At 61.2% G+C, this 18,969-nt stretch carries 22 protein-coding genes; 13 read left to right on the top strand and 9 right to left on the bottom strand.

Going from position 1 to position 18,969, the window contains the following annotated elements:
• Nucleotides 1-7 precede the first annotated feature (7 nt).
• Complete coding sequence (locus JQ558_RS27390) at nt 8-496, bottom strand: Twin-arginine translocation pathway signal (protein WP_212204458.1); 489 nt, start codon at nt 494-496, stop codon at nt 8-10.
• A gap of 534 nt (nt 497-1,030) precedes the next feature.
• Here JQ558_RS27390 and JQ558_RS27385 point away from each other — a divergent pair.
• Nucleotides 1,031-1,609, top strand: a complete 579-nt coding sequence (locus tag JQ558_RS27385; protein ID WP_212204460.1) for a hypothetical protein — start codon at nt 1,031-1,033, stop codon at nt 1,607-1,609.
• Nucleotides 1,610-1,655: 46 nt separating this feature from the next.
• On the opposite strand, the gene JQ558_RS27380 is transcribed toward JQ558_RS27385, so the two are convergent.
• Nucleotides 1,656-2,309 carry a winged helix-turn-helix transcriptional regulator gene (locus JQ558_RS27380; protein WP_249119562.1) on the bottom strand — a complete coding sequence of 218 codons (654 nt, stop codon included), beginning with the start codon at nt 2,307-2,309 and terminating at the stop codon, nt 1,656-1,658.
• 285 nt (nt 2,310-2,594) lie between these two features.
• On the opposite strand from JQ558_RS27380, the gene JQ558_RS27375 reads away from it, so the two are divergent.
• Both JQ558_RS27375 and JQ558_RS27370 read left to right on the top strand, forming a co-directional pair.
• Complete coding sequence (locus tag JQ558_RS27375) at nt 2,595-3,752, top strand: acyl-CoA dehydrogenase family protein (RefSeq protein WP_212204462.1); 1,158 nt, start codon at nt 2,595-2,597, stop codon at nt 3,750-3,752.
• Between the two features lie 363 nt (nt 3,753-4,115).
• The gene (locus tag JQ558_RS27370) at nt 4,116-5,087 is read left to right on the top strand and encodes an ABC transporter substrate-binding protein (RefSeq protein WP_212204463.1); all 972 of its coding nucleotides are present in this window, start codon (nt 4,116-4,118) and stop codon (nt 5,085-5,087) included.
• Between the two features lie 260 nt (nt 5,088-5,347).
• Here the strand turns inward: JQ558_RS27370 and JQ558_RS27365 are convergent, their stop codons facing one another.
• Nucleotides 5,348-5,926: a hypothetical protein gene (locus tag JQ558_RS27365; RefSeq protein WP_212204464.1), complete on the bottom strand. Its 579-nt coding sequence runs from the start codon at nt 5,924-5,926 to the stop codon at nt 5,348-5,350.
• 516 nt (nt 5,927-6,442) lie between these two features.
• Between JQ558_RS27365 and JQ558_RS27360 the strand changes: the two genes are divergently transcribed.
• Nucleotides 6,443-7,426, top strand: coding sequence for an ABC transporter substrate-binding protein (locus JQ558_RS27360; RefSeq protein WP_212295723.1), 984 nt, complete (start codon nt 6,443-6,445; stop codon nt 7,424-7,426).
• 902 nt (nt 7,427-8,328) lie between these two features.
• Here JQ558_RS27360 and JQ558_RS27355 read toward each other — a convergent pair.
• Complete coding sequence (locus tag JQ558_RS27355) at nt 8,329-8,736, bottom strand: hypothetical protein (RefSeq protein ID WP_212273232.1); 408 nt, start codon at nt 8,734-8,736, stop codon at nt 8,329-8,331.
• Between the two features lie 186 nt (nt 8,737-8,922).
• On the opposite strand from JQ558_RS27355, the gene JQ558_RS27350 reads away from it, so the two are divergent.
• The 3 genes from JQ558_RS27350 (at nt 8,923) to JQ558_RS27340 (ending at nt 11,325) form a co-directional block, all read left to right on the top strand.
• Entirely contained in the window at nt 8,923-9,159 is a 237-nt protein-coding gene (locus tag JQ558_RS27350) for a hypothetical protein (protein ID WP_212295784.1), read from the top strand.
• A 172-nt stretch (nt 9,160-9,331) separates the two neighbouring features.
• Nucleotides 9,332-10,762 (top strand): caspase family protein, encoded by a 1,431-nt coding sequence (locus JQ558_RS27345; protein WP_212295722.1) that lies wholly within the window; start codon nt 9,332-9,334, stop codon nt 10,760-10,762.
• Between the two features lie 257 nt (nt 10,763-11,019).
• On the top strand, nt 11,020-11,325 hold the full coding sequence (locus JQ558_RS27340) for an HdeA/HdeB family chaperone (RefSeq protein WP_212295721.1): 306 nt from the start codon (nt 11,020-11,022) through the stop codon (nt 11,323-11,325).
• A gap of 5 nt (nt 11,326-11,330) precedes the next feature.
• Here the strand turns inward: JQ558_RS27340 and JQ558_RS27335 are convergent, their stop codons facing one another.
• Nucleotides 11,331-11,792 carry a PaaI family thioesterase gene (locus JQ558_RS27335; protein ID WP_212295720.1) on the bottom strand — a complete coding sequence of 154 codons (462 nt, stop codon included), beginning with the start codon at nt 11,790-11,792 and terminating at the stop codon, nt 11,331-11,333.
• 381 nt (nt 11,793-12,173) lie between these two features.
• Here JQ558_RS27335 and JQ558_RS27330 point away from each other — a divergent pair, with 381 nt between their 5' ends.
• Together JQ558_RS27330 and JQ558_RS27325 are read left to right on the top strand one after the other, a co-directional pair.
• The gene (locus JQ558_RS27330) at nt 12,174-12,452 is read left to right on the top strand and encodes a hypothetical protein (protein WP_212204471.1); all 279 of its coding nucleotides are present in this window, start codon (nt 12,174-12,176) and stop codon (nt 12,450-12,452) included.
• An 84-nt stretch (nt 12,453-12,536) separates the two neighbouring features.
• A complete protein-coding gene (locus JQ558_RS27325; RefSeq protein ID WP_212204472.1) occupies nt 12,537-12,767 on the top strand; it encodes a hypothetical protein in 231 nt (76 codons plus the stop codon).
• Nucleotides 12,768-12,776: 9 nt separating this feature from the next.
• Here the strand turns inward: JQ558_RS27325 and JQ558_RS27320 are convergent, their stop codons facing one another.
• The 4 genes from JQ558_RS27320 to JQ558_RS27305 all read right to left on the bottom strand — a co-directional run bounded on the left by JQ558_RS27320 (nt 12,777) and on the right by JQ558_RS27305 (nt 14,873).
• Nucleotides 12,777-12,956, bottom strand: coding sequence for a hypothetical protein (locus tag JQ558_RS27320; RefSeq protein ID WP_212273230.1), 180 nt, complete (start codon nt 12,954-12,956; stop codon nt 12,777-12,779).
• Nucleotides 12,957-13,793: 837 nt separating this feature from the next.
• Nucleotides 13,794-14,033, bottom strand: a complete 240-nt coding sequence (locus JQ558_RS27315; protein ID WP_192734191.1) for a PilZ domain-containing protein — start codon at nt 14,031-14,033, stop codon at nt 13,794-13,796.
• Between the two features lie 173 nt (nt 14,034-14,206).
• Nucleotides 14,207-14,380, bottom strand: a complete 174-nt coding sequence (locus tag JQ558_RS27310; RefSeq protein WP_192734190.1) for a hypothetical protein — start codon at nt 14,378-14,380, stop codon at nt 14,207-14,209.
• A gap of 313 nt (nt 14,381-14,693) precedes the next feature.
• Nucleotides 14,694-14,873: a hypothetical protein gene (locus JQ558_RS27305; protein ID WP_212204474.1), complete on the bottom strand. Its 180-nt coding sequence runs from the start codon at nt 14,871-14,873 to the stop codon at nt 14,694-14,696.
• 829 nt (nt 14,874-15,702) lie between these two features.
• Between JQ558_RS27305 and recA the strand changes: the two genes are divergently transcribed.
• From recA to JQ558_RS27290, 4 genes are all read left to right on the top strand, one after another.
• Nucleotides 15,703-16,791, top strand: a complete 1,089-nt coding sequence (gene recA, locus JQ558_RS27300; protein WP_192734187.1) for a recombinase RecA — start codon at nt 15,703-15,705, stop codon at nt 16,789-16,791.
• Between the two features lie 115 nt (nt 16,792-16,906).
• Nucleotides 16,907-17,476: a hypothetical protein gene (locus JQ558_RS37475; RefSeq protein ID WP_249142656.1), complete on the top strand. Its 570-nt coding sequence runs from the start codon at nt 16,907-16,909 to the stop codon at nt 17,474-17,476.
• Entirely contained in the window at nt 17,467-17,880 is a 414-nt protein-coding gene (locus JQ558_RS37470; RefSeq protein WP_249142655.1) for a hypothetical protein, read from the top strand. The genes JQ558_RS37475 and JQ558_RS37470 overlap by 10 nt, the downstream gene beginning before the upstream one ends.
• Before the next feature lie 56 nt (nt 17,881-17,936).
• A complete protein-coding gene (locus tag JQ558_RS27290; RefSeq protein ID WP_212295719.1) occupies nt 17,937-18,914 on the top strand; it encodes a hypothetical protein in 978 nt (325 codons plus the stop codon).
• The last annotated feature ends 55 nt before the right edge of the window (nt 18,915-18,969 follow it).

The following is an 18,969-nucleotide window of genomic DNA, read 5'->3' as shown; positions in this document are numbered from 1 at the left end:
AACTCGGTCAGGCCGGCTGAAGGACGAAGTGCGCCTCGAGGCTGGTATCTTTGGCGCTGCGCATCACGGGACGTAGAAAGACGGTTTTGAATTCACCACTGTCATAGGCGAGGTGACCATGTGGCTGGCCGAAGATCGGAATGATCTGCGGCATCTCGAGGCGGAACGCCCCGTTCTTGTCGGTGAGCGTGGCCCCATGACTACGCTCATCCCCCTCCCGCCCTTCGGTCGTGTGCGCCCAGATCTGAATGCGCTGCCCGGCAAGCGGGGCGCCGTCGCCTGCGCGGCGTACGGTGCCGGTCATCCAGAAGCCACCCTTGCCGATCCGATTCACGGTCGGCGCGCCCTTGAGGTAGTTGTTGGCCCCGCCCGGCATCGAAGGGGTCGGTGCGAGGCCTTCCGCGCGGGCGGGCACCAGCAGCCCGGAAACGCCGGTTGCCAGGACGGAGCCGCCGGCGACGAGGAGGTTGCGGCGGTTGAGTACGAACGTGTTCATGTAAGCTTCTCCTGCGACCGTGCAGTTATTTCGCCGAGAATACAACAACACGCGCGAGAGGCCCAGTTGCGGGAGGCGAAGCGCGCGACAGGGCGCAATAACAGTGTTGTGAACGGATGTGCCGTCGCTCAACCGGCGTCGTTGACGAGGCGCAGGAACTCATCCGGGAACGTGTAGCTCTCTTCCTGTCCAGCGTTTTGCTTGTGACGAGCCGTCCGCAAAACGAGGAACAGCCGAATTCCCCGCTTATGACAATTGGCAGCCCAGGCGGCAGACACTATTTGCAAACCTGGCTCTCGGCCGCACACATTTACAGTCATCTCGAGCAATCAACAGGGAGGAGCACAGTGAAAACAAAATATACAGTTGCGTTGTCGATGCTCGCTGGCATCGCAGTGGGCGCCGTCGCTATCCAGGGATTGCAGCGATGACGCGAACCGTTAGTATCGCGCGGAATGATCGCAATGTCCGCCTTGGCGCGTAAAGCGGACATACAACGACGTATCATGAGAAGTTGAGAGGGAGACCCGTTACATGAGCATTGCCGATCCCAACAAAACGATCCTGACGGGCGAGAACCCGTTTATCCGCTTGAGTCCGAAGGACGGCGAGCCGAACTCGACCGAGGCGAGCTATTGGCGGATCATCTTTTCGCCGGCTGGTCCCGGACACGTTCTCTACTTGAAGAGCGAGCTGACGGAAGGTCGGTGGCGCATTTACTCCGACAACATCGCGATGGCGCGGTGGCTGCAGTCTACCGTACAAGGCATGCTCAATACCGAACTTTCCGACACAACTATCCCCTGTGCGGACGCGCAATTCTCCAAAGCGGGAGATCCGCGCTACTTCTGGACCGAACACATCAAGTCGCACGGCGAAGACATCTCACTTACCTGGTTCGATATCGGCGAACCGCTGCTCATCCACTCGCAGCCGAACCAGATTCCCGACCGGCGCTACGGCGTGTGCACCGTGCTGATCCCGGCGCTCGGCACCCGTCTCGTCCGCAACGGCGTCGAGGCGAAAGGGCGGTCCTGGCCGCGGGAACGCGAGGGGCGGCCATTCTCGACGTCGGCGTTGGCATTCTCGGAAAGCTGGACGGAAGCGGTCTGAGGCAGAGCTGCCAATCAGATCCCTAACGGTAACGGCCTGTTTGCAGCTACACCACAGCCCTTTGCCCCTGCGCGAAGGGGCTGAGACCCAGCCATTGCTGCATCGATCTGGCGATCGAGCTGTCGCCGGTGACCTTGATGCGGCCGGCTTCGACTTCGCTGTGGAGCTTGGCGACGCCCATCCACACCGCAGTCATGGCGCGCAGGGGACAGCTGACATAGAGGTCGACGTCGTAGCCGGGATCGGTGAGGCAGAGGTCGACCTTCTCGCGCTCGACCACCAGCCACCATGATTTCCGGTCCGGCCGCATTTCCGGATAGATGAAATTGATGGTGGTGCGGCGCGGCGGCAATGGCGTGGGCTGCAGGTTGCGCCGCATGTCCCACATCAACAGCCCGGGATCGAGATTTTTCAGCGACAGCGTCGACTCGACCCAGCGCTGCCCCCAGAAACCGAGCGACATGACGATGCCGCGCAGATCTTCGCCCGCCTCGGTCAGCTTGTAGTCCATCACGCCGTGCTGACCGGTGGGGACCGCGACGATCACGCCGGCTTCTTCCAGCTCCTTCAGCCGCTTCGACAGCAGCGTCGGCGACATCCGCGGCACGCCGCGGCGCAGTTCGTTGAAGCGCGTGGTGCCGCAGAGCAATTCGCGCAGCACCAGCGCGGTCCAGCGGTTGCAGAAGATCTCTGATGCCATCGCCACCGGGCAGAACTGCCCATAGCTTCCGCGTTCGCTTTTGTCGGGCAACGGGGATCTCCTCATGCACGCGCGGGGGCAGTACAGATACTATACTGGTCTGGCCTGCCGGCGGCCATAGCGAAGCGAATAAACCAATGTTTACAGTGGCCTGTTTTCCAGGCGGCGCATCGCCGCCGCGGCAGTACACTTCCTGAACTGGAGGGATCTTGCGCCCGGGCCTAGTTTCCGGGGCATTAGACATCTCGCTTACTCGCGGATGTCCCAATGAATGGAGGGATGACCATGAGCAGCAACACCGCACGCGCCATCGATGCGACAACGCACCGCAGCCCCATCGAGATCGCCCGCGAACTTGGCCCCGTCTTCGCCAAGCGCGCTGAAACCGCCACCGACGAGGACCAGTTCGTCGCCGAGAATTTTGCCCTGCTGAAGGAAGCGGGCCTGGTCGAGGCCGGCGTCCCCACTGAACTTGGCGGCGGCGGCGCCAGCATCGATGAGCTCGCCGAAATGCTGCGCATCCTCGGCCAGCATTGCGGCTCCACCGCGCTGGCGTTTTCCATGCACACCCATCAGGTCGCGATTCCCGCCTGGCGCTGGAAGGTGCAGAAGGCGGCGCCCGTCGAGCCCTTGCTCAAGCGCATCGCTGCCGAGCGCATCTTTTTGCTGTCGAGCGGCGGCAGCGACTGGATCGGCGGCTCCGGCAAGGCCGAGAAGGTCGACGGCGGTTATCGCATCACCGCGCGCAAGGTGTTTGCCTCCGGCTCGCCGGCCGCGAACCTGTTCATGACCACTGCCGTGCTGGAGAGCGAAGGCGAACCGGCACAGGTGTTGCACTTCGGTCTGCCAATGAACTCGCCGCAGGTGAAGGTGATGGACAACTGGCGCACGCTTGGCATGCGCGGCACCGGCTCCAACGACGTCTTGATCGACGGCCATGTGGTGCCGGAGGCGGCCGTTGCGGTGAAGCGCAAGGCCGGCGAATGGCATCCGCTGTTCCAGATCATCGCAACCATCGCGTTCCCGCTGATCTATTCGGTCTATCTCGGCGTCGCCGAGAGCGCCCGCGACGTCGCGGTTGGTGTCGCGAAAAAGAAGAAGGTCGACAACCACATGATCCAGCTCGCCGGCCGCATGGACACCGAGCTGGCTGGTGCGCGCCTTGCTCGCGAACACATGCTGGCGGCGGTGCGGCTCGATGCGCCTTCGGCCGAGACCATCAACCAGGTGATGACGGGCCGCACGCTCGTCGCGCGCCACGCCATTGCCACCGTAGAGCTTGCGATGGAGCTCGCCGGCGGCGCCGGCTTCTACCGCGCCACCGGGCTGGAGCGTCGCTTCCGCGACATCCAGGCCGCGCGCTACCACCCGCTGCAGGCCGGCCCGCAGGCACAATACGCCGGCTCGATGGCGCTCGGCCTGCCGGTGGACAAGGTGTACTAGGATACGCACGGCTCCCGAGAGAAGCGCTTGAGGGGTCTGTCTCCGAAGGAGGGGCCCTTCACCCGCTCGCGATTTTTACTCTTGCGCGCGCAGAGAGAGGCATTGGAGCAGCCCGAGTGTTGATTGATGGGATGCACTTTCTCGGGAGATGGCGGACAGCGCGTGATCAACGGTTAGCTGGCTAGCGCGACGCCGTTGCGCCGCCGATGATGTCCGTTTCAACGGGCAGGGCGGACCTCACCACTGCGAGCGCGTTGACATTCGAAAATGACCCAATACGGACGTGTTCCAGAAATCCCACGCTGCTTTTCCCGACGTGCTATATTCTCGGCTGCCGAGCGGCTCGAATTCCGGTGAACGACCATGAGGCGGCGCGATTTTATTGGCTTGATCACGTCTGCAGCGGTATCGCTTCCACGGCTGGCGGTCGCGCAAAAGAAGCCCGTGCGGATCGGTTGGCTCGTATTCGGCGGTGGATCGCTGGGGCGGATCGATCAGTCGTTGAAAGAGGCGCTTTCGCAGGGCGGCCTTGTTGACGGCAGCAATCTGCAGATCATTTACCGTTATGCGAACGGCCACGCCGCGCGCCTGCCGGAGTTGGCGGAGGAACTTGTTGCGCAGAAGCCCGACCTTCTGCTTGCGGTTGGCGGTGACATTCTCAAGGCGCTGTTTGATGCAAGCAACGGCACCATACCTGTCGTCGGCGGCGTCAGCGACAGTCCGGTACGTTCAGGACTAGCCGTGTCACTGGCCAACCCGGGCAAGAATTTTACCGGTGTGACATTTCTTACCGATGAAATGGCAGCCAAGCGGATGGAGCTGCTAAACGAGGTCGTGCCAGACGCAAAGCGGGTGAGCGTAATTTTCAATCCGCAGCATCTCGATGACGAGCTTACCTTCGCACGGAAAGGAGCCCAATCGTTTAGTATCGATGTAACAGCGCATCCCATCAGCAACCCGGAAGAGCTGGAAGCCGCGCTTCGTTCAGCAAGTGCCAGTGGCGCGAACAGTTTGTTTGTGGTCGCTTCGCGACTGACTAGTTTGGTTGCCCCGAGAATTGCTCAGTACGCATTGGAGCAGCGGCTCCCGGTCATCGCTGCGTGGCGCGAATTTGCCGCCAGCGGGGCCTTGTTGTCCTATGGACCGGATAGGATCTTCGAGGCCAAGCGGCTTGCAGGTTACGTGCAGAAGGTGTTGAGGGGTACCAAACCGGCCGACCTGCCGATCGAGCAACCTGTCAAGTTCGAGCTTGTGCTCAATCTGAAAACAGCACGCATTATAGGATTGCCGATTAGCCGAGATTTAATGCTGCGCGCAGATGACCTTATCGAATAGCTACGACGGATTCCGCTTGTGGCACTTTTGGGATATGCCCCCCGATCCTGAGAATGTCCGTTCACCGGAGCAGCAAGACGGGCCGAAACCGTAACGCATGAGCGAGTGGCTGAAGTCTCCCGGCTTACAGCCGCCGAAGTAATTGGCAATGGCTGCTAGCTATTACGCCTACGTCATTGGTCATGACGGTAGTATCCGGAACCGCATCGAAGTCCTCTGTGATAGGAGGCGTGACGACGGGACGGAGCGCCCCGGCAGGATCACTCGGCCGAGTTCACGCGGATTTCGGATTGGACGAGCCTGCATCCCTTAGCTTCGGCGCAGCGGTCCATCGGAACAACAAGCATCTCCCTCAACCTGCGTTGCTTCTCTTCTTGGGAAAAAGGGGGCGCTAACTGGTCGGCTCTTCTCCGAATCTCGCTTTCCAAAGCGGCTCGCTGGTCAGGAGCAAGAGCCTTCCCAGCCGTCATTAAGAGGAAACCAACCAGGTCATGCCGCCGTAAGTCCAAATCCAGAATGATGAGCCCGAAAGGACCATCGGGGATGCTCACCCGCTTAAAAATGCAAGCGTAGCTGTCCTGGCAAAGCGAATATTGCTTCAGGTTCACGTACCGCATGCTGCATTCCGGAGGCGTTTCCATACGAACGACGCAGACCGCCAGATCCGGCGCATTTTTGTTGATGGCCGTCGGAGCGCGCGCCCCGCCAAGGCCTGGAATGCCGTCCCAAGGTTCTCCGTCGGCCTTCGTGGGGTCGGCCGCCACGGTGATGCTGATGGGTTTCCCTTCACCGGCCAGGCAGTTGGCGGGGAACACCAAAATAAACAAAATGGCCCACAACGACCGTCGGTTTATGCGCGAATGCCAACTAGCGACTCGGTGAGAGCGCCTGAACAAGCACAACCGGCGTAGTTGCATATAGGGCATCCGACAGGTTTTTCCTGACACGGGCCGCTTCATTGATGATCCTTTTGCGAGATCAAGATATTCTCGCGTACGGATGCGTCAACACCTTAGCGACAGCTCAGGAAAATCAGTGGCGCATCGGCATCCCGTCCTAAGCAGAGAGATTTGACGCCTGTGTTGCGGCGACCGGTTGAGCCGGCACGCCAGAAGCGGACGTTCCGGTCAGGTCGGCTTCTGACCGAAAACGGACATACGCGAGAAAAGTGCCTTTCAGGGCGGCATCGTGATTTCGAAGCGTGTTAGGCTTTCGCCTGCGACGATTGAACGGGGCAGTGTCCCCGGGGGCCTGGAATTTCGACAATTTGGGAGTGATACCGGCGGCGCGCGCGGCACTCTGCCGGATCTTAATTCGTCCGCACGCATGACGCCGGATCCGGCGAGGACATCGAAATGAAACGACGCGAGTTCATTACGATCATTGGCGCTGCGGCTGCATCGTGGCCGCTTGCGGCGCATGCACAAGAGCGCGTGCGGCACATCGGCGTGTTGCTGCCCGCAGCCGCGGACGATGCGGGAATGCAGGCCCGAATCGCGGCATTTCATCAGGGCCTGGAGCAATCGGGCTGGACCATCGGCCGCAACGTGCGCATCGACACCCGCTGGGCCACGACCGATGCCGCTGAGATTCGCAGGCACGCGGCGGAATTGGCCGCGCTTGCGCCCGACGTCATCCTGGCCCATGCCGCCACGACCGTGGGGCCGTTGCTGCAGGCGACCCGCACCGTACCGGTCGTGTTCCCGGCCGTCGTCGATCCGGTCGGCGCCGGCTTCGTCGACAGCCTGGCGCGGCCGGGCGGCAACGCCACCGGTTTCATGAACTACGAATACAGCCTGGCGGGCAAATGGCTGGAACTGCTCAAACAGATCGCGCCCGGCCTGACACGAGTAGCAGTCCTTCGGAATGCCGCCACAGCCTCCGGCCCAGGCCAGTTCGCCGCCATCCAGGCCGTGGCGCCGACGCTCAGCGTGGAGGTGAACCCGGTCAACGTGCGCGACGCCGGCGAGATCGAGCGCGCCGTCGCCGTCTTCGCGCGTGCTCCGAACGGCGGGCTGATCGTGACGGCGAGCCCGTTGGTGCAGCGTCATCGCGATCTGATCGTCGCGCTGGCGGCCCGGCACAAACTGCCCGCGATCTACTTCGAACGCCTCTTCGTCGCCGCCGGTGGGTTGCTCTCCTATGGGCCTGATCAGATCGACATGTATCGCCGGGCGGCCGGCTATGTCGACCGCATCCTCAAAGGCGAGAAGCCCGCCGAGCTCCCGGTACAGGCACCGACCAAGTACGAGCTGGCGATCAATCTCAAGACCGCCAAGACGCTCGGCCTCGCTGTGCCGCAGACACTGCTCGCCGGCGCCGACGAGATGATCGAATAAGGAGCCGATGTCATGCTATCTTTCGGACATCACGCGATGCCTGAATCGGGTCCGTAGTGTACGATAAGCGGACGTCCCGTGATCGCTTGAACGCATGGTTTCCGCCGGTCTCTACCTGTGCCTTGAGAACGGTGTCGCCTCGCGCGCAAGTGAAATCTTGCGATCCGCGTGCGACAAATCAACCCGACGGGCAAATCAGTTCCGGTTTTCGGAAATCATGTCAAGTCCAAAAATTCCGAAAATCAAAAATATTTCTCTTTCCTTCGACCCCAAATCACCGGTTCATTCTTGGCCATCCCGTCCCACTCAGAGGGCGTCGGCCGTCGTCACGACGAGGGGCGGGTTGCGGTGGACGTAACAGTTGCGATTGACGGTCGCGGCTGATGCGTACGGTGAAAGCGTGTGGTCCTGGCGCCCGTAACGGCGTCAAGTCTTTCGGGAGCCAACGCTTCCGAGGGGCGACGGTGGCAATAGAGGCCGTCTCACCGGGGAGAGCGCGTCATAAGCCGTAAAGCCATTGCGCAGGGAATGTCGGATGCTCTCCGCTGCCCTGTATGCTCGTGTGCAGCTTTGTTTGCACTATTCGCACATGAGACCGCGGGTGCAGCGCGCATCCGGCATTCCCTGCGCCCTCTGGATTTGGGGGCGAGAAGTTTCCAACAAACCTCGGGCGCATCGCGTCGCGAGAATGCGGGCACATATCTTCGTCGTCCCGGCCTTGAGCCGGGACCCATACGCCGCGGCCCATCGATGAGATCGCCGGCGTTAGAGACCTTGTTCCACAATGACCGCCGCGGAGTATGGGTCCCCCGATGCGCAATTGCGCATCTGAGCTCAAGGCCGGGACGACAGCGTTGTTTGAAATTCGAATCCGTTGCAACGCACCGGCTGCACCAGCCCCGCTACACCGGCTGGTAGCTCTCCGTCGCGCAGGTGTCTTCCGCCTCGACCTGGCGGCGATCGAAAATCGCGCCGTTGGAAATCGTGATGCGATAGGTTTGCGTGCCGAGCGGCTTGCCGTTCACCGAGGTCAGATCGGCTTTGACGCAGGCGGTCCAGCCCGTTCCGCGCAGCTCGGGGCGCGGCGCCGAGAACTGTACGCCCCTCGGATTGGATGCCGCCAGGAACACCGAATCCAGTTTTTCGCTGAGCAGACGCTTGAGGTCCGGCGGCGCCTCGGGCGGCGGCGGTTCGGGCGCTTTGGCGCGCATGAATTCCGGCACCGGCGAGCGGACGTCGGCAAAGCCGCAGCCTGCCAGCACAAGCGCAACGCCCGCGACCAACGCAATGTGAACAATCACCCGCCCCATCGCCGGCTTTCTACCCCGGGACGGCGAAAATTGCGCCCCCCGGCGGCAATCAAATTGTGCGGCCGAGCGGGCCGCGCCGATCAACATTTGCTGAACGGCGCATCCGGACAGGCTATCATGCCCCCGATCCCGGGATTGCCATCATCCTGGCGGAACGTCGCCGAGATGGCGAAGAAAGCAGGGGCGATGAAGACCATTACGATTGCGGCATTCATTCTGGCGTTGCTTGCGGTGCCGGCGCACGCCCAGGGCCGGCGACAGCAAGGGGGTGCTGAGGAAACGAGGGCGAAGCAGCAGGACACCAAGCCGAAGGTGGACGAGAAAGCCTACAAGGCTGCGCTCGAGCGAATTCCCGAACCGAAGGAAAAATACGATCCCTGGGGCGTCGCGCGTCCGGCGGAACCCGCCAAGAAAACCAGATAATCCAAGAATTCCGGTAAACCAAATTGATTACATCAAATCGCGCGGGCTTTATGCCTGCGACAAATTCGTCGTTGAACTGAGTCTGTGTCCCACCTCACACTGCCTGACTTGCTTGAACCTTTACCACCAGGACCTCGACCAATTTGCAGCCTGCATTGCCGGAGGTGGCCCCATGTTTCGTCACGCGCTTTTCCATTTGGTATTTCCGGCGGCGCTGCTGCTGGGCGCGCATTCCGCCTCCGCCGAAAGCCGCCTCGCGCTGGTGATCGGCCAATCGGCCTATAAATCCGTTCCGGCGCTGCCCAATCCGATCAACGATGCCAAGGCGGTCAGCAAGATGCTGATCGATTCCGGCTTCGAGGTTTCGACCGTTTCCGATCTGTCGCAAAGCCAGATTCGCGATCAGCTCTCGGAGTTCGCCGGCAAGGTCGCGTCCAAGGGCGGCGATTCGATCGCGCTGGTGTATTACGCCGGACATGGCGTGCAGATCGACGGCGAGAATTTTCTGGTGCCGGTCGACATCGATCCGAAGCGCGAATCCGACATTCCGATCCAGGCGGTGCGGCTGAACGACGTCCTGAACACGCTGACCTCGGCGCCGAGCAAGATGCGTATCCTGCTGCTCGATGCCTGCCGCAACAATCCGTTCCCCGGCATAGCCAAGAGCGCGGGCGGCGGGCTCGCGATCATCGACGCCAAGATCGGCGCGCCGAATACGTTCCTGTCGTTCTCGACCTCGCCCGGTGCGGTGGCCGAGGACGGCACGGGCAGCAACAGTCCGTACACCACCGCGCTGATCGCCGCGGCCAAGGAAACCAACATTCCGATCGAGGAAACCTTCAAGCGCACGCGCGTGTCGGTCAACAAGGCGACCGACGGGCGGCAGACGCCGTGGGACAGTTCCTCGCTGACGGAGGATTTCAGATTTTCGGGCACCCCGGTGGCCGGCCCGAAACTGGCCGCGACCAAGAAAACCGTCGAGGAATGGACCCGCGAACTGAAGGGCAAGCCGGTCGAGGCCGCGAACGAAATCATCGTTGCCGACGGCACCGATGAATCCTACGAGGCGTTTGCCAATCTGTACGCGCAGACTCCGCTCGGTGCACTGGCCCGCGACTGGCTCAATCGGCACAAGCGCATGGTGGCGTGGAACAATGCGGTCATCGCCAACACCGCGGCGGGCTATCGCGCCTTCCTGACGAGATTCCCGGACAGCGATTTGACGCCGACCGCGCGCACGATGGAAGAACGCCTGCGCAACCGTCCCGAGATCATCCCGGCGGTGGCGGTCGGCGGTGGCGCTACGCCGCAGAACGTCGCGCTGACCTGTCCCTGCACCCCGCCGGCCTCAGCGCCGCAACTGAAGAAGAACAATACGCCGATCAAGCGCGTCGATCCGGATCCGCCCAAGCGCGTCGAGCGCGCGCCGCCAAAGCGGGTGCGCGGGCCCGACTACTATGAGGATGAAGTGGTCTATCGCCGCCCGCCGCCGCGCGAGGTGTATGAGCCCGTGGGGCCGCCGGTCGGCATCGGCATCGGGATTGGCATCGGTGGCGGCGGCTATGGTGGTGGCGGTCATCAGGGCGGCCGGGGTCGATACTGAGGCGGCAATCACGTCATCGATGTTGCAAGAGAGCGCCGCCCGTGCGGCGCTTCTCGTTGCCGGCGACGTGCGAAAACCTAAGCGTGCTCTGTTTGAGAATCTCATGTAGCGCAGCGTAATTGCGAACAATCGATTCAACACACGCGGTGCTTGCGCATGCCTTTGCATTTCGATTACGACATTGACCGGGAAACGTGCTGACGCGGTTTTCCGGCATTGGTGCCGGCTTTCGCCGTCATGCGCCAAGGGAGAGCATCATGAAGACGAGTGTTTCGATTCTGTTTGCGGCGGCGCTTACGCTTCCGCTTGGACTTGCATCCGTTCCGGCGCATGCCGTCGTGCTCGATCTGTCGACCATGACCTGCAAGCAGTTCGTCGATGGTGGTGATGACACCATCAAGATGGTGCTGACCTGGATGGACGGCTGGTACAAGGGCGACTCCGACGAAGCGATCATCGACACCGACGTGTTCGTCGAGAACGCCAAGAAGTTCGGCACCTACTGCGGAAAGAATCCGACGATGAGCATCGTCAATGCCGCTGAATCGGTCCTCGGCAAGTAAATCACCTACAGCATCGCGAACGCGCTCGAGACCATCGCCACCGGCTTGTTGTCGGTGGCGCTGGAGAGCGTGACGCGGCCGAAGCTCATGGTGCGCCCGAGGCGAACCACGCGCGCATCGGCCAGCACGTCGGAGGCGGTGACCGCGCGCATGAAATGCGTGGTCTGATCGACCGTCGTCATCGGGCGATAGCCGCGATTGGCGGCGACGTTGGCGATCACCATCGCCGTGTCGGCAAACGCCATCAGCGCCTGGCCGGAGACAACGCCGCCATTGCGGCACAGCCGTTCCGAGAACGGCATGCGCAGGATCGCACCGGGCTGCCAGTCGGCCGATCCAGCCTGCGGCGGGGTGAAGTCGAAACCCTCGATCGACAGATTGAGGTCGAGCACCCACGGTGCAAACACCTCGTCCAGCACCCGCTTTGCTTCCGCGATGCCGAATGCCGCCGTCTGTTGCTGTTGCATGAATGATTGTTCCTCGGACGATATTGCGTTCCGCCCATTGTAAGGGGCATTCGGCCGCAATGACCATGGCACCCCCGCTCGGCATTCCCAAACGTCCGGCCTGCATTGGCTTGAAAATGCCAGACTTGAGGGGCATGATCGCCACTTCGGGGAGTGGGGCGCGTTCATGTTTCGCCGGGTGGTGTTGATTTCGAGCTTGATTGCCGTGGGCCTTGCGCTTAACGGCTGCACCAAATGCGGACCGATCTGGGACGACTGGATGCAATCCCCCAAATCCTGCAAGTCGGACCGGCTTTGATCGCGCGCGCTTGGCGGCGCGGCTGCGGCGGTGATATACGCCCGAAAACGCCGGGGGGAGAGTGTCCCAAAGGAGAGCCTGTTATGAGAATTCTGAGCGCGGCTGTGATGATGGTGTTGCTGACGGCGCCCGCTTACGCGCAGATGCCCAACCTGAACCTGATGCCGGAAGTCGTCACCAGGACTCCGGAGGAGAAGGAACAGGATGCGATCAAGGACAAGGCTTACAAGGAGTCGCTGAAGAAGATTCCCGACTCCAAGGCGTCTTCCGATCCGTGGGGAACCGTACGCAACAACGACACGCCCAAGGCGGCTGCGCCAGCCAAGCCGAAGACCGGCAGTGCGGCCAATACCCCTCGCTAGCCGAAAGGCCCCATAGCGCAGACTCGGAATTGTTCTCCGCCGGCTCTATATTGAACGTGTCGTCATGTGTTTCGGAGTTGCGACATGGTCATGCGTCCGCGGGATCTGGCCAGCCGGATGGCCTCTCGGCGCAAGCCGGATGACGGCTATCTGCGCGAGACCTTCACGCTGCCGCGCGAGGTAGCGCGGACGAGGGCGCGCGATTTCCTCAGCCGCTATCCCAAGGCGGCCTATTTGAGCGCGGTCGAAAGCTGGCGCGAACTGCCCGGCGGCGACATCGAATTCACGATGCGGCGGCTTCCCAGCGCAGACTAGCAGGGCGAACTAGCCAGATGCGCTTTTTTTCCGCTCGCGGTTGATCCGCAGCTGTACCCGTCGCACTGCGAGCAGATAGAGTTTGGCTTCGGTCTTGCCGGTGATGACCCTGTCGTCAATCCGGAATTGCCATTTCCAGATACCCGGCGCAACCGCAGTCACGGTGTATTCGACGCCCTTGTAGATCATGAAGCAGCCCTGTCCGACCCAAGCCGCATTCAATCCGAGATTGTCACTTTAGATTGTAAATATTATTTGATGCCCGTTGAGGGAATGGGTGGGCGCGGGGCCCCGAATTCGGAGGTCGCTTCGCGATCGGTGTGCCTGAGCTCGCGGTCGATCTTCAGCTGAACGCGGCGCATGGCGAGCAGGAGCAGTCTTGCTTCCGTTCGTCCCGACCTGACGAGGTCACCAATCCGGAATTGCCAGTTCCAGATCCCCGGGGTTTCCGATCGTGTCAGCGTATATTCTATGCCTTTGTGATTCATAGGGAATCTCCCCATGCGCCAACTGAATTAACTGAGTTGGGCGGGTAAAGTTTCCATTGTCCGATAGCGTCTATTGCGGTCGTCTAAGGTAAGCGCGCCCGTGACAGGTCGTGATCGCTATGCGAGGGGACAATCCCGCGTTCGGCTGTTGGGGTGGCCAACCCGCCTTGCCGGCGCTCCCACGAGCCGTGGCTTGTTGCTTGCCGGCAGCGGCCTGCAATGTCCGCAGAGGCAGTCTTTGACCTTCCTGACCTGTCCAAAACGCACCGCGCCGCGCAAGCGGAATATGGTCGCTTGGCGGCGCAGGCTTATACCCCGAGTGATGCAATGTCCCAGGCAGCAATATGTCTTGGCGGCCCTGCAAAAGGTTCAACGTCTCCTGTTAAAAAAATCCGATGCTGAAACGAAGCCATCGCTGCCGCCGTATCTGTCTGACGGCGGGGTGGTCCTCCAGATTATTCCCCGCTGTCGGCGACCCCGACCGTATGGCCCCATGCGGCGGGGTCGTTCTGCTGTGGCGACGCGATCGGCGCGGGGCTTAATCGAACGTGACGCCGATGCGCTTATCCTTGCGCCAGACGATATGGCACGGCCGCTTCAACTGTTCTGATGGCACGAACAATGTGAAGCGGTCCGGGATGAACAGCGGGGTCACGACCTCGAGCGCTGCGCCGGAGGCCGAGAGATTCCGAACGGTGCAATCGATCCCGCCGCCGCCGAACTCAATGGTTCCGGCCTTCAACGTGCGACGCCGCGGTGCGATCCGGGTCTCGTCCATAGCCCCATTATAGCACTGATTCACTCGCAAAGGGATGGTGGGCCGGGGTTCGCGCGGGGGTAAGGCGCGAACACAAGGCGAAAAACTGGCGACCATCCGGTTGGGAACTTTGTTCTTGTCCGGAGAACTACGGGGAAGGCCGCCAATGAAAGGCGGCCTCTTCAAAGCGTCGGTTAGGGCAGGGTTGTCGCGATGTTCCTGATGGTGCCGGTATGGAAGCGAATGACCGCCACGACATGGTGGTAAAGATCGCTCAAACGGCCGCCGCCGTTCACCGCGTCCAGTTCGTCGATGGTCAGTTCGCCGACGTTCAGTTCATCGATAGGCTTCTGGCCAATCTCAATCATGCCTCTCTCCTTTGATGGGGATTGCGACAATCACGTTGCAAGGGTGCGCTCGGATGTTCCCGTTGGCTGTGATGGCTGGCACACTCGAAACTGAGCCGCTGCACGTTTCAAATCTGGCCGGTGCCGTTTTGAAATCGCGTCGAGCGAAGGCACCGATCAATTCGCCGATCGTCGCCGCACAAGTTGCGTTGAGCGCGGTCCGCTGAGCTTCCCGCAACTGGCCGAAATCGGACATCAGGCATGGCGCCGGCGGCGTCCTCAAACAAAAGAGGCCGCCAAGGCGGCCTCTCAATTCCGGTTTGACGGACCGGCACTATCGCATGTGCAGGGTCATCTTCTGCGGCGATACCAGCGGCTGGTGCACGGCGTCCAGCAAGCGGGCGCCCAACGCCTTGAGGTACGCGTCGACGATCCGGTCGAGGATGGCGCCGCCGCTGACCTGTTCGAGTTGTTCAAACGACATTTCGCAGATTTCGTTGTTGAGTTCGGTCATGTCCGTCTCCTGTTTGCGTGGGCAGGACCATTCCCGCCACCCTGGATGACAGGGATAGGCGGTCTCGCGACGGACTGCTGTGATGATCGTCACACGACGGCTCAGATGCAAAATCGCGAAAACAACCCCATGCAAAGGAGAATGGGCGGCCGACGTCGCCGAGTGGATACCGGCCGACATTGAACACCCGAGAAGGCAAAGTCGGCCACTCAAAAGCACAGCGCCGCCAAGCTGAATAATGCTTGGCGGCGTTGCACCAGAGCTGGAAATTGCAATACCCCAGCCTGGAGAATACGTCGGGGACAGGACAAGGTTTCTAAAAAGTGCCGCAGAATTTCGGGAACAAGTGGCAATGGGCGGAGTTGTAAAGGCGCTGCCAGTCCCCAGTTGCCCCGGCAGCATAAGCGGCCCCAGTGCCTCTTCCCCGAGGCTGGGGCCGTTTCTTTGGGCGCGCCAAGACAGCTTCGAGGGGACGGCAGGCGGCAGGGCTTCGATTGCTACAGCGCGCCCTGTTTTGCCTTGCTGGAGAGAGCAACGATCAGGATAGCAATACGCTCGGAACCTTGTTCACGGTCGGAGAACTACGGGCAGAGCCGACTCGGGCGACCTCGTTTACGCGACCGGCGGGTAGCTGGGCTTCGGAAGGCTGATTATCGAAAGGGATCATTAACTTAGACCGGGACGGAAGGGGCGAAGGACCGCTCACCTTAAAAGAACATATTGCGAACAGAGAACAAAGATGGTACAAGTTCTCATCGTCAATCGAATCCCTTTAGATCCCTCGTCGTCCGTTTGTCCCGCTAGCGAATCCCCGCCATAAGGAGCACCCATGTCCGCCACTGCCCTGCGTATCGTCGAAGGATCCTCCATGGATAAGACCAAGGCCCTGTCCGCCGCGCTCTCCCAGATCGAGCGCCAGTTCGGCAAGGGGTCAGTGATGAAGCTGGGCAAGAACGATCGCTCGATGGATATCGAGACGATTTCGTCAGGCTCGCTTGGGCTGGACATCGCGCTCGGCGTCGGCGGCCTGCCGAAAGGCCGCGTGGTCGAAATCTACGGGCCGGAATCATCAGGCAAGACCACGCTGGCGCTGCACACGGTGGCCGAAGCCCAGAAGAAGGGCGGCATCTGCGCCTTCATCGACGCCGAACATGCGCTCGACCCGGTCTATGCCCGCAAGCTCGGCGTCAACATCGACGAACTCCTGATCTCGCAGCCCGACACCGGTGAGCAGGCGCTGGAAATCTGCGACACGCTGGTGCGCTCGGGTGCGGTCGATGTGCTGGTGGTGGACTCCGTCGCTGCCCTGGTGCCGAAGGCCGAACTCGAAGGCGAGATGGGCGATGCGCTGCCCGGCCTGCAGGCGCGGCTGATGAGCCAGGCGCTGCGCAAGCTCACCGCCTCGATCAACAAATCCAACACCATGGTGATCTTCATCAACCAGATCCGCATGAAGATCGGCGTGATGTACGGCTCGCCGGAGACCACCACCGGCGGCAACGCGCTGAAATTCTACGCCTCGGTTCGCCTCGACATCCGCCGCATCGGCGCGATCAAGGAACGCGATGAAGTCGTCGGCAACCAGACCCGCGTCAAGGTCGTAAAGAACAAGCTGGCACCACCGTTCAAGCAGGTCGAATTCGACATCATGTATGGCGAGGGCGTCTCCAAGATGGGCGAAATCCTCGACCTCGGCGTCAAGGCCGGCATCGTCGAAAAGTCCGGCGCCTGGTTCTCCTATGACAGCCAGCGGCTCGGGCAGGGCCGCGAGAACTCGAAGGCGTTCCTCAAGGCAAATCCCGACATGACCGCAAAGATCGAGGCCGCGATCCGCCAGAACTCCGGTCTGATCGCCGAACAGATTCTCGCCGGTCCCCCCGAGCGCGACGCCGACGGCGAAGAGCCGGCCGACGAATAGCACTTTCCGAAGTCTCGGATCGCATGATCCGGGTTTCGACATAGCGGGTGCTGAGGACGTTGAGTTGCCGACGTTCTCAGTGCCCGTTTTGTTTTGCGTATGCGGGTGAACTGACATGACGCGGTTGGTTTTGACATCGAGCGATTCGGCAGGCGGGTGTCTCCTGCGCGCCGGAGTCGGCGATATCGTTATTCCGCTTGGCTTCCGGTTCGTCTGGGACGAGTTGCCATCGGACGTGAAGCTGGAAGCCATGTTGGGGCCGGGCTCGCTGGACCATTTTCCACCGCACCGGCTTGGAGAGTTTCATTTGAAAGGGATGGGGGCGCTCGATCTCTGCGAGCGCTGCGAAGCCGTTGAATTCTGGTTTGATCCGGCCCCCAACTCGCAACTCATCCTCGTGCAGCTTCTGGATTGCTTGAGCTCGCGTGAGCGTAGTGTCTCGAAGCTGACCCTATTCCAGGCAGACGTCGACATTGCCAAACAGGTTCCGGAAGCGATTTCAGAATGGAAGCCTCCGGCTGTCAAAATCCGGAACGAGCATCTTGAAGCCGCCAGTTGGCCTGGCAGGCATATCGACAGCCGACACCTCAACAATGGGCTGATTTGCTTCAGAAGGAAGTCAGCGCCCTGCCGCAGCTTCGACAGGTCGTGCTGGAGTTACTCGAAGAGCTTCCCATGCCTTTAACCGGCCTGGGCGCGACCGAAATGCGAATGCTGGAACTGGTCGCTGCCGGTGACGCAACTCCGTTCGACGTCTTTCCGGGCCACAACAAGCGCAACACGCGACGTGTATTCGGCTATTGGGAGGTTGGCGAGCTGCTGGATGGGCTGGCGCGCGGTCCGGCACCTGCCGTGGCCGGCCTTGAGGAGGGACCGTTCACCGACGAGATGCATGCTGACGAGGTCCGTCTCGCGAGATACAGGCAGAGCAAACTGTCGCTGACCCCGCTCGGCGAGGCCGTTTTGGCGCAGGCTGAAGATTTCAGCCGGCACAATCCGATCCATCGCTGGTGGGGTGGGACGGAATTGACCAATGACAATCTGTGGCGATGGGCTCCGGCGAGCCGCATGCTGATCGCGCCTGAATAGACGGGTCCTGCTGACAGTAGCGGCGTCCTCGTATTCCTCTCAATGGGATGGTCGTGATGAAGCCTCTGATTCTGACCGGCTGGCTCGCCCCGGAATTCACCGAGCCGGAATTCGCCGATCTCGCGCTTAGTTTCTTCTTTCGCTTCGGCTGGGGACCATTGCCTTCGCCCGATGAACTCGCAACCTATCTCGGACCGCGCACGTCAGATGTTTTACGCGGCCATCACTGGTCGGACTTTGCCACCAACTGGAGCGGGAGCAAGAACCGAAGTCACAGAGACCTCAGCCTGGCCGAATTCTGTCAGCGATACGAAAGCGTCGAACTATGGTTCGACACGCGACCGAATGCTCAGTTGCAGTTGATCTGGCTACTTGATTATTTCCGGCCTTACCCGGAAACGATCGCCAGGTTGAAATTTCGTTTGGTTGACCTCGAAATGATCGGGCTTGACCGCCTCGGCAAGTGGCGGCCGCCGGTGGTCAACATCACCGAAAAGGAACTTGAGGTAGCGAGCGCAGCTTGGCGGGCATATGGGGCGCCGACCCCGAAAGGCTGCTTCGATCTGCTCGGCAGAGACTTGAGCGCCTTGCCGCTTCTCAAACCCGTCTTGATCGATCTGCTCGAAGAACTGCCGTCAAGTTCGACAGGGCTTGGCGCCTCGGAAATGCGGATGCTCGAGCTGATCGCGCGGGGATATTCGCTAACCAATGCGCTATTCTATCTCTACCAACTGCGCCAAACGCGCATCTTCGGCGAGTCGGAATTGGGCTATTTGCTGGACGGGCTTGCGCACGGCCCGCGGCCGGCGGTGCAAGGCCTCGACGAGCAACTGCGTACGCTCGATCGCGAAAAGTTGCGGGGGCGGCAAGAGGCGTACCAGCGAAGCGAGCTGTCGCTTACCGAATTCGGCGCGGCTGTTCTTGCCCACAAGGAAGACTTCAGCCGACACAACCCGATTGATCGCTGGTGGGGTGGCACGCACCTGACCAATGATAATCTGTGGCGCTGGAATCCGGCGTTGGTAGCGCCTTGATCTGTAGGATGGGTAGAGCGAAGCGAAACCCATCGCAAATGTCGATGCGCGCGCC

The organism is Bradyrhizobium sp. AUGA SZCCT0160, from assembly GCF_018130105.1.
GTDB lineage: Bacteria > Pseudomonadota > Alphaproteobacteria > Rhizobiales > Xanthobacteraceae > Bradyrhizobium.
Note: the sequence above shows the minus strand (reverse complement) of the source record. Positions and strands in the feature narration are given on the sequence as shown.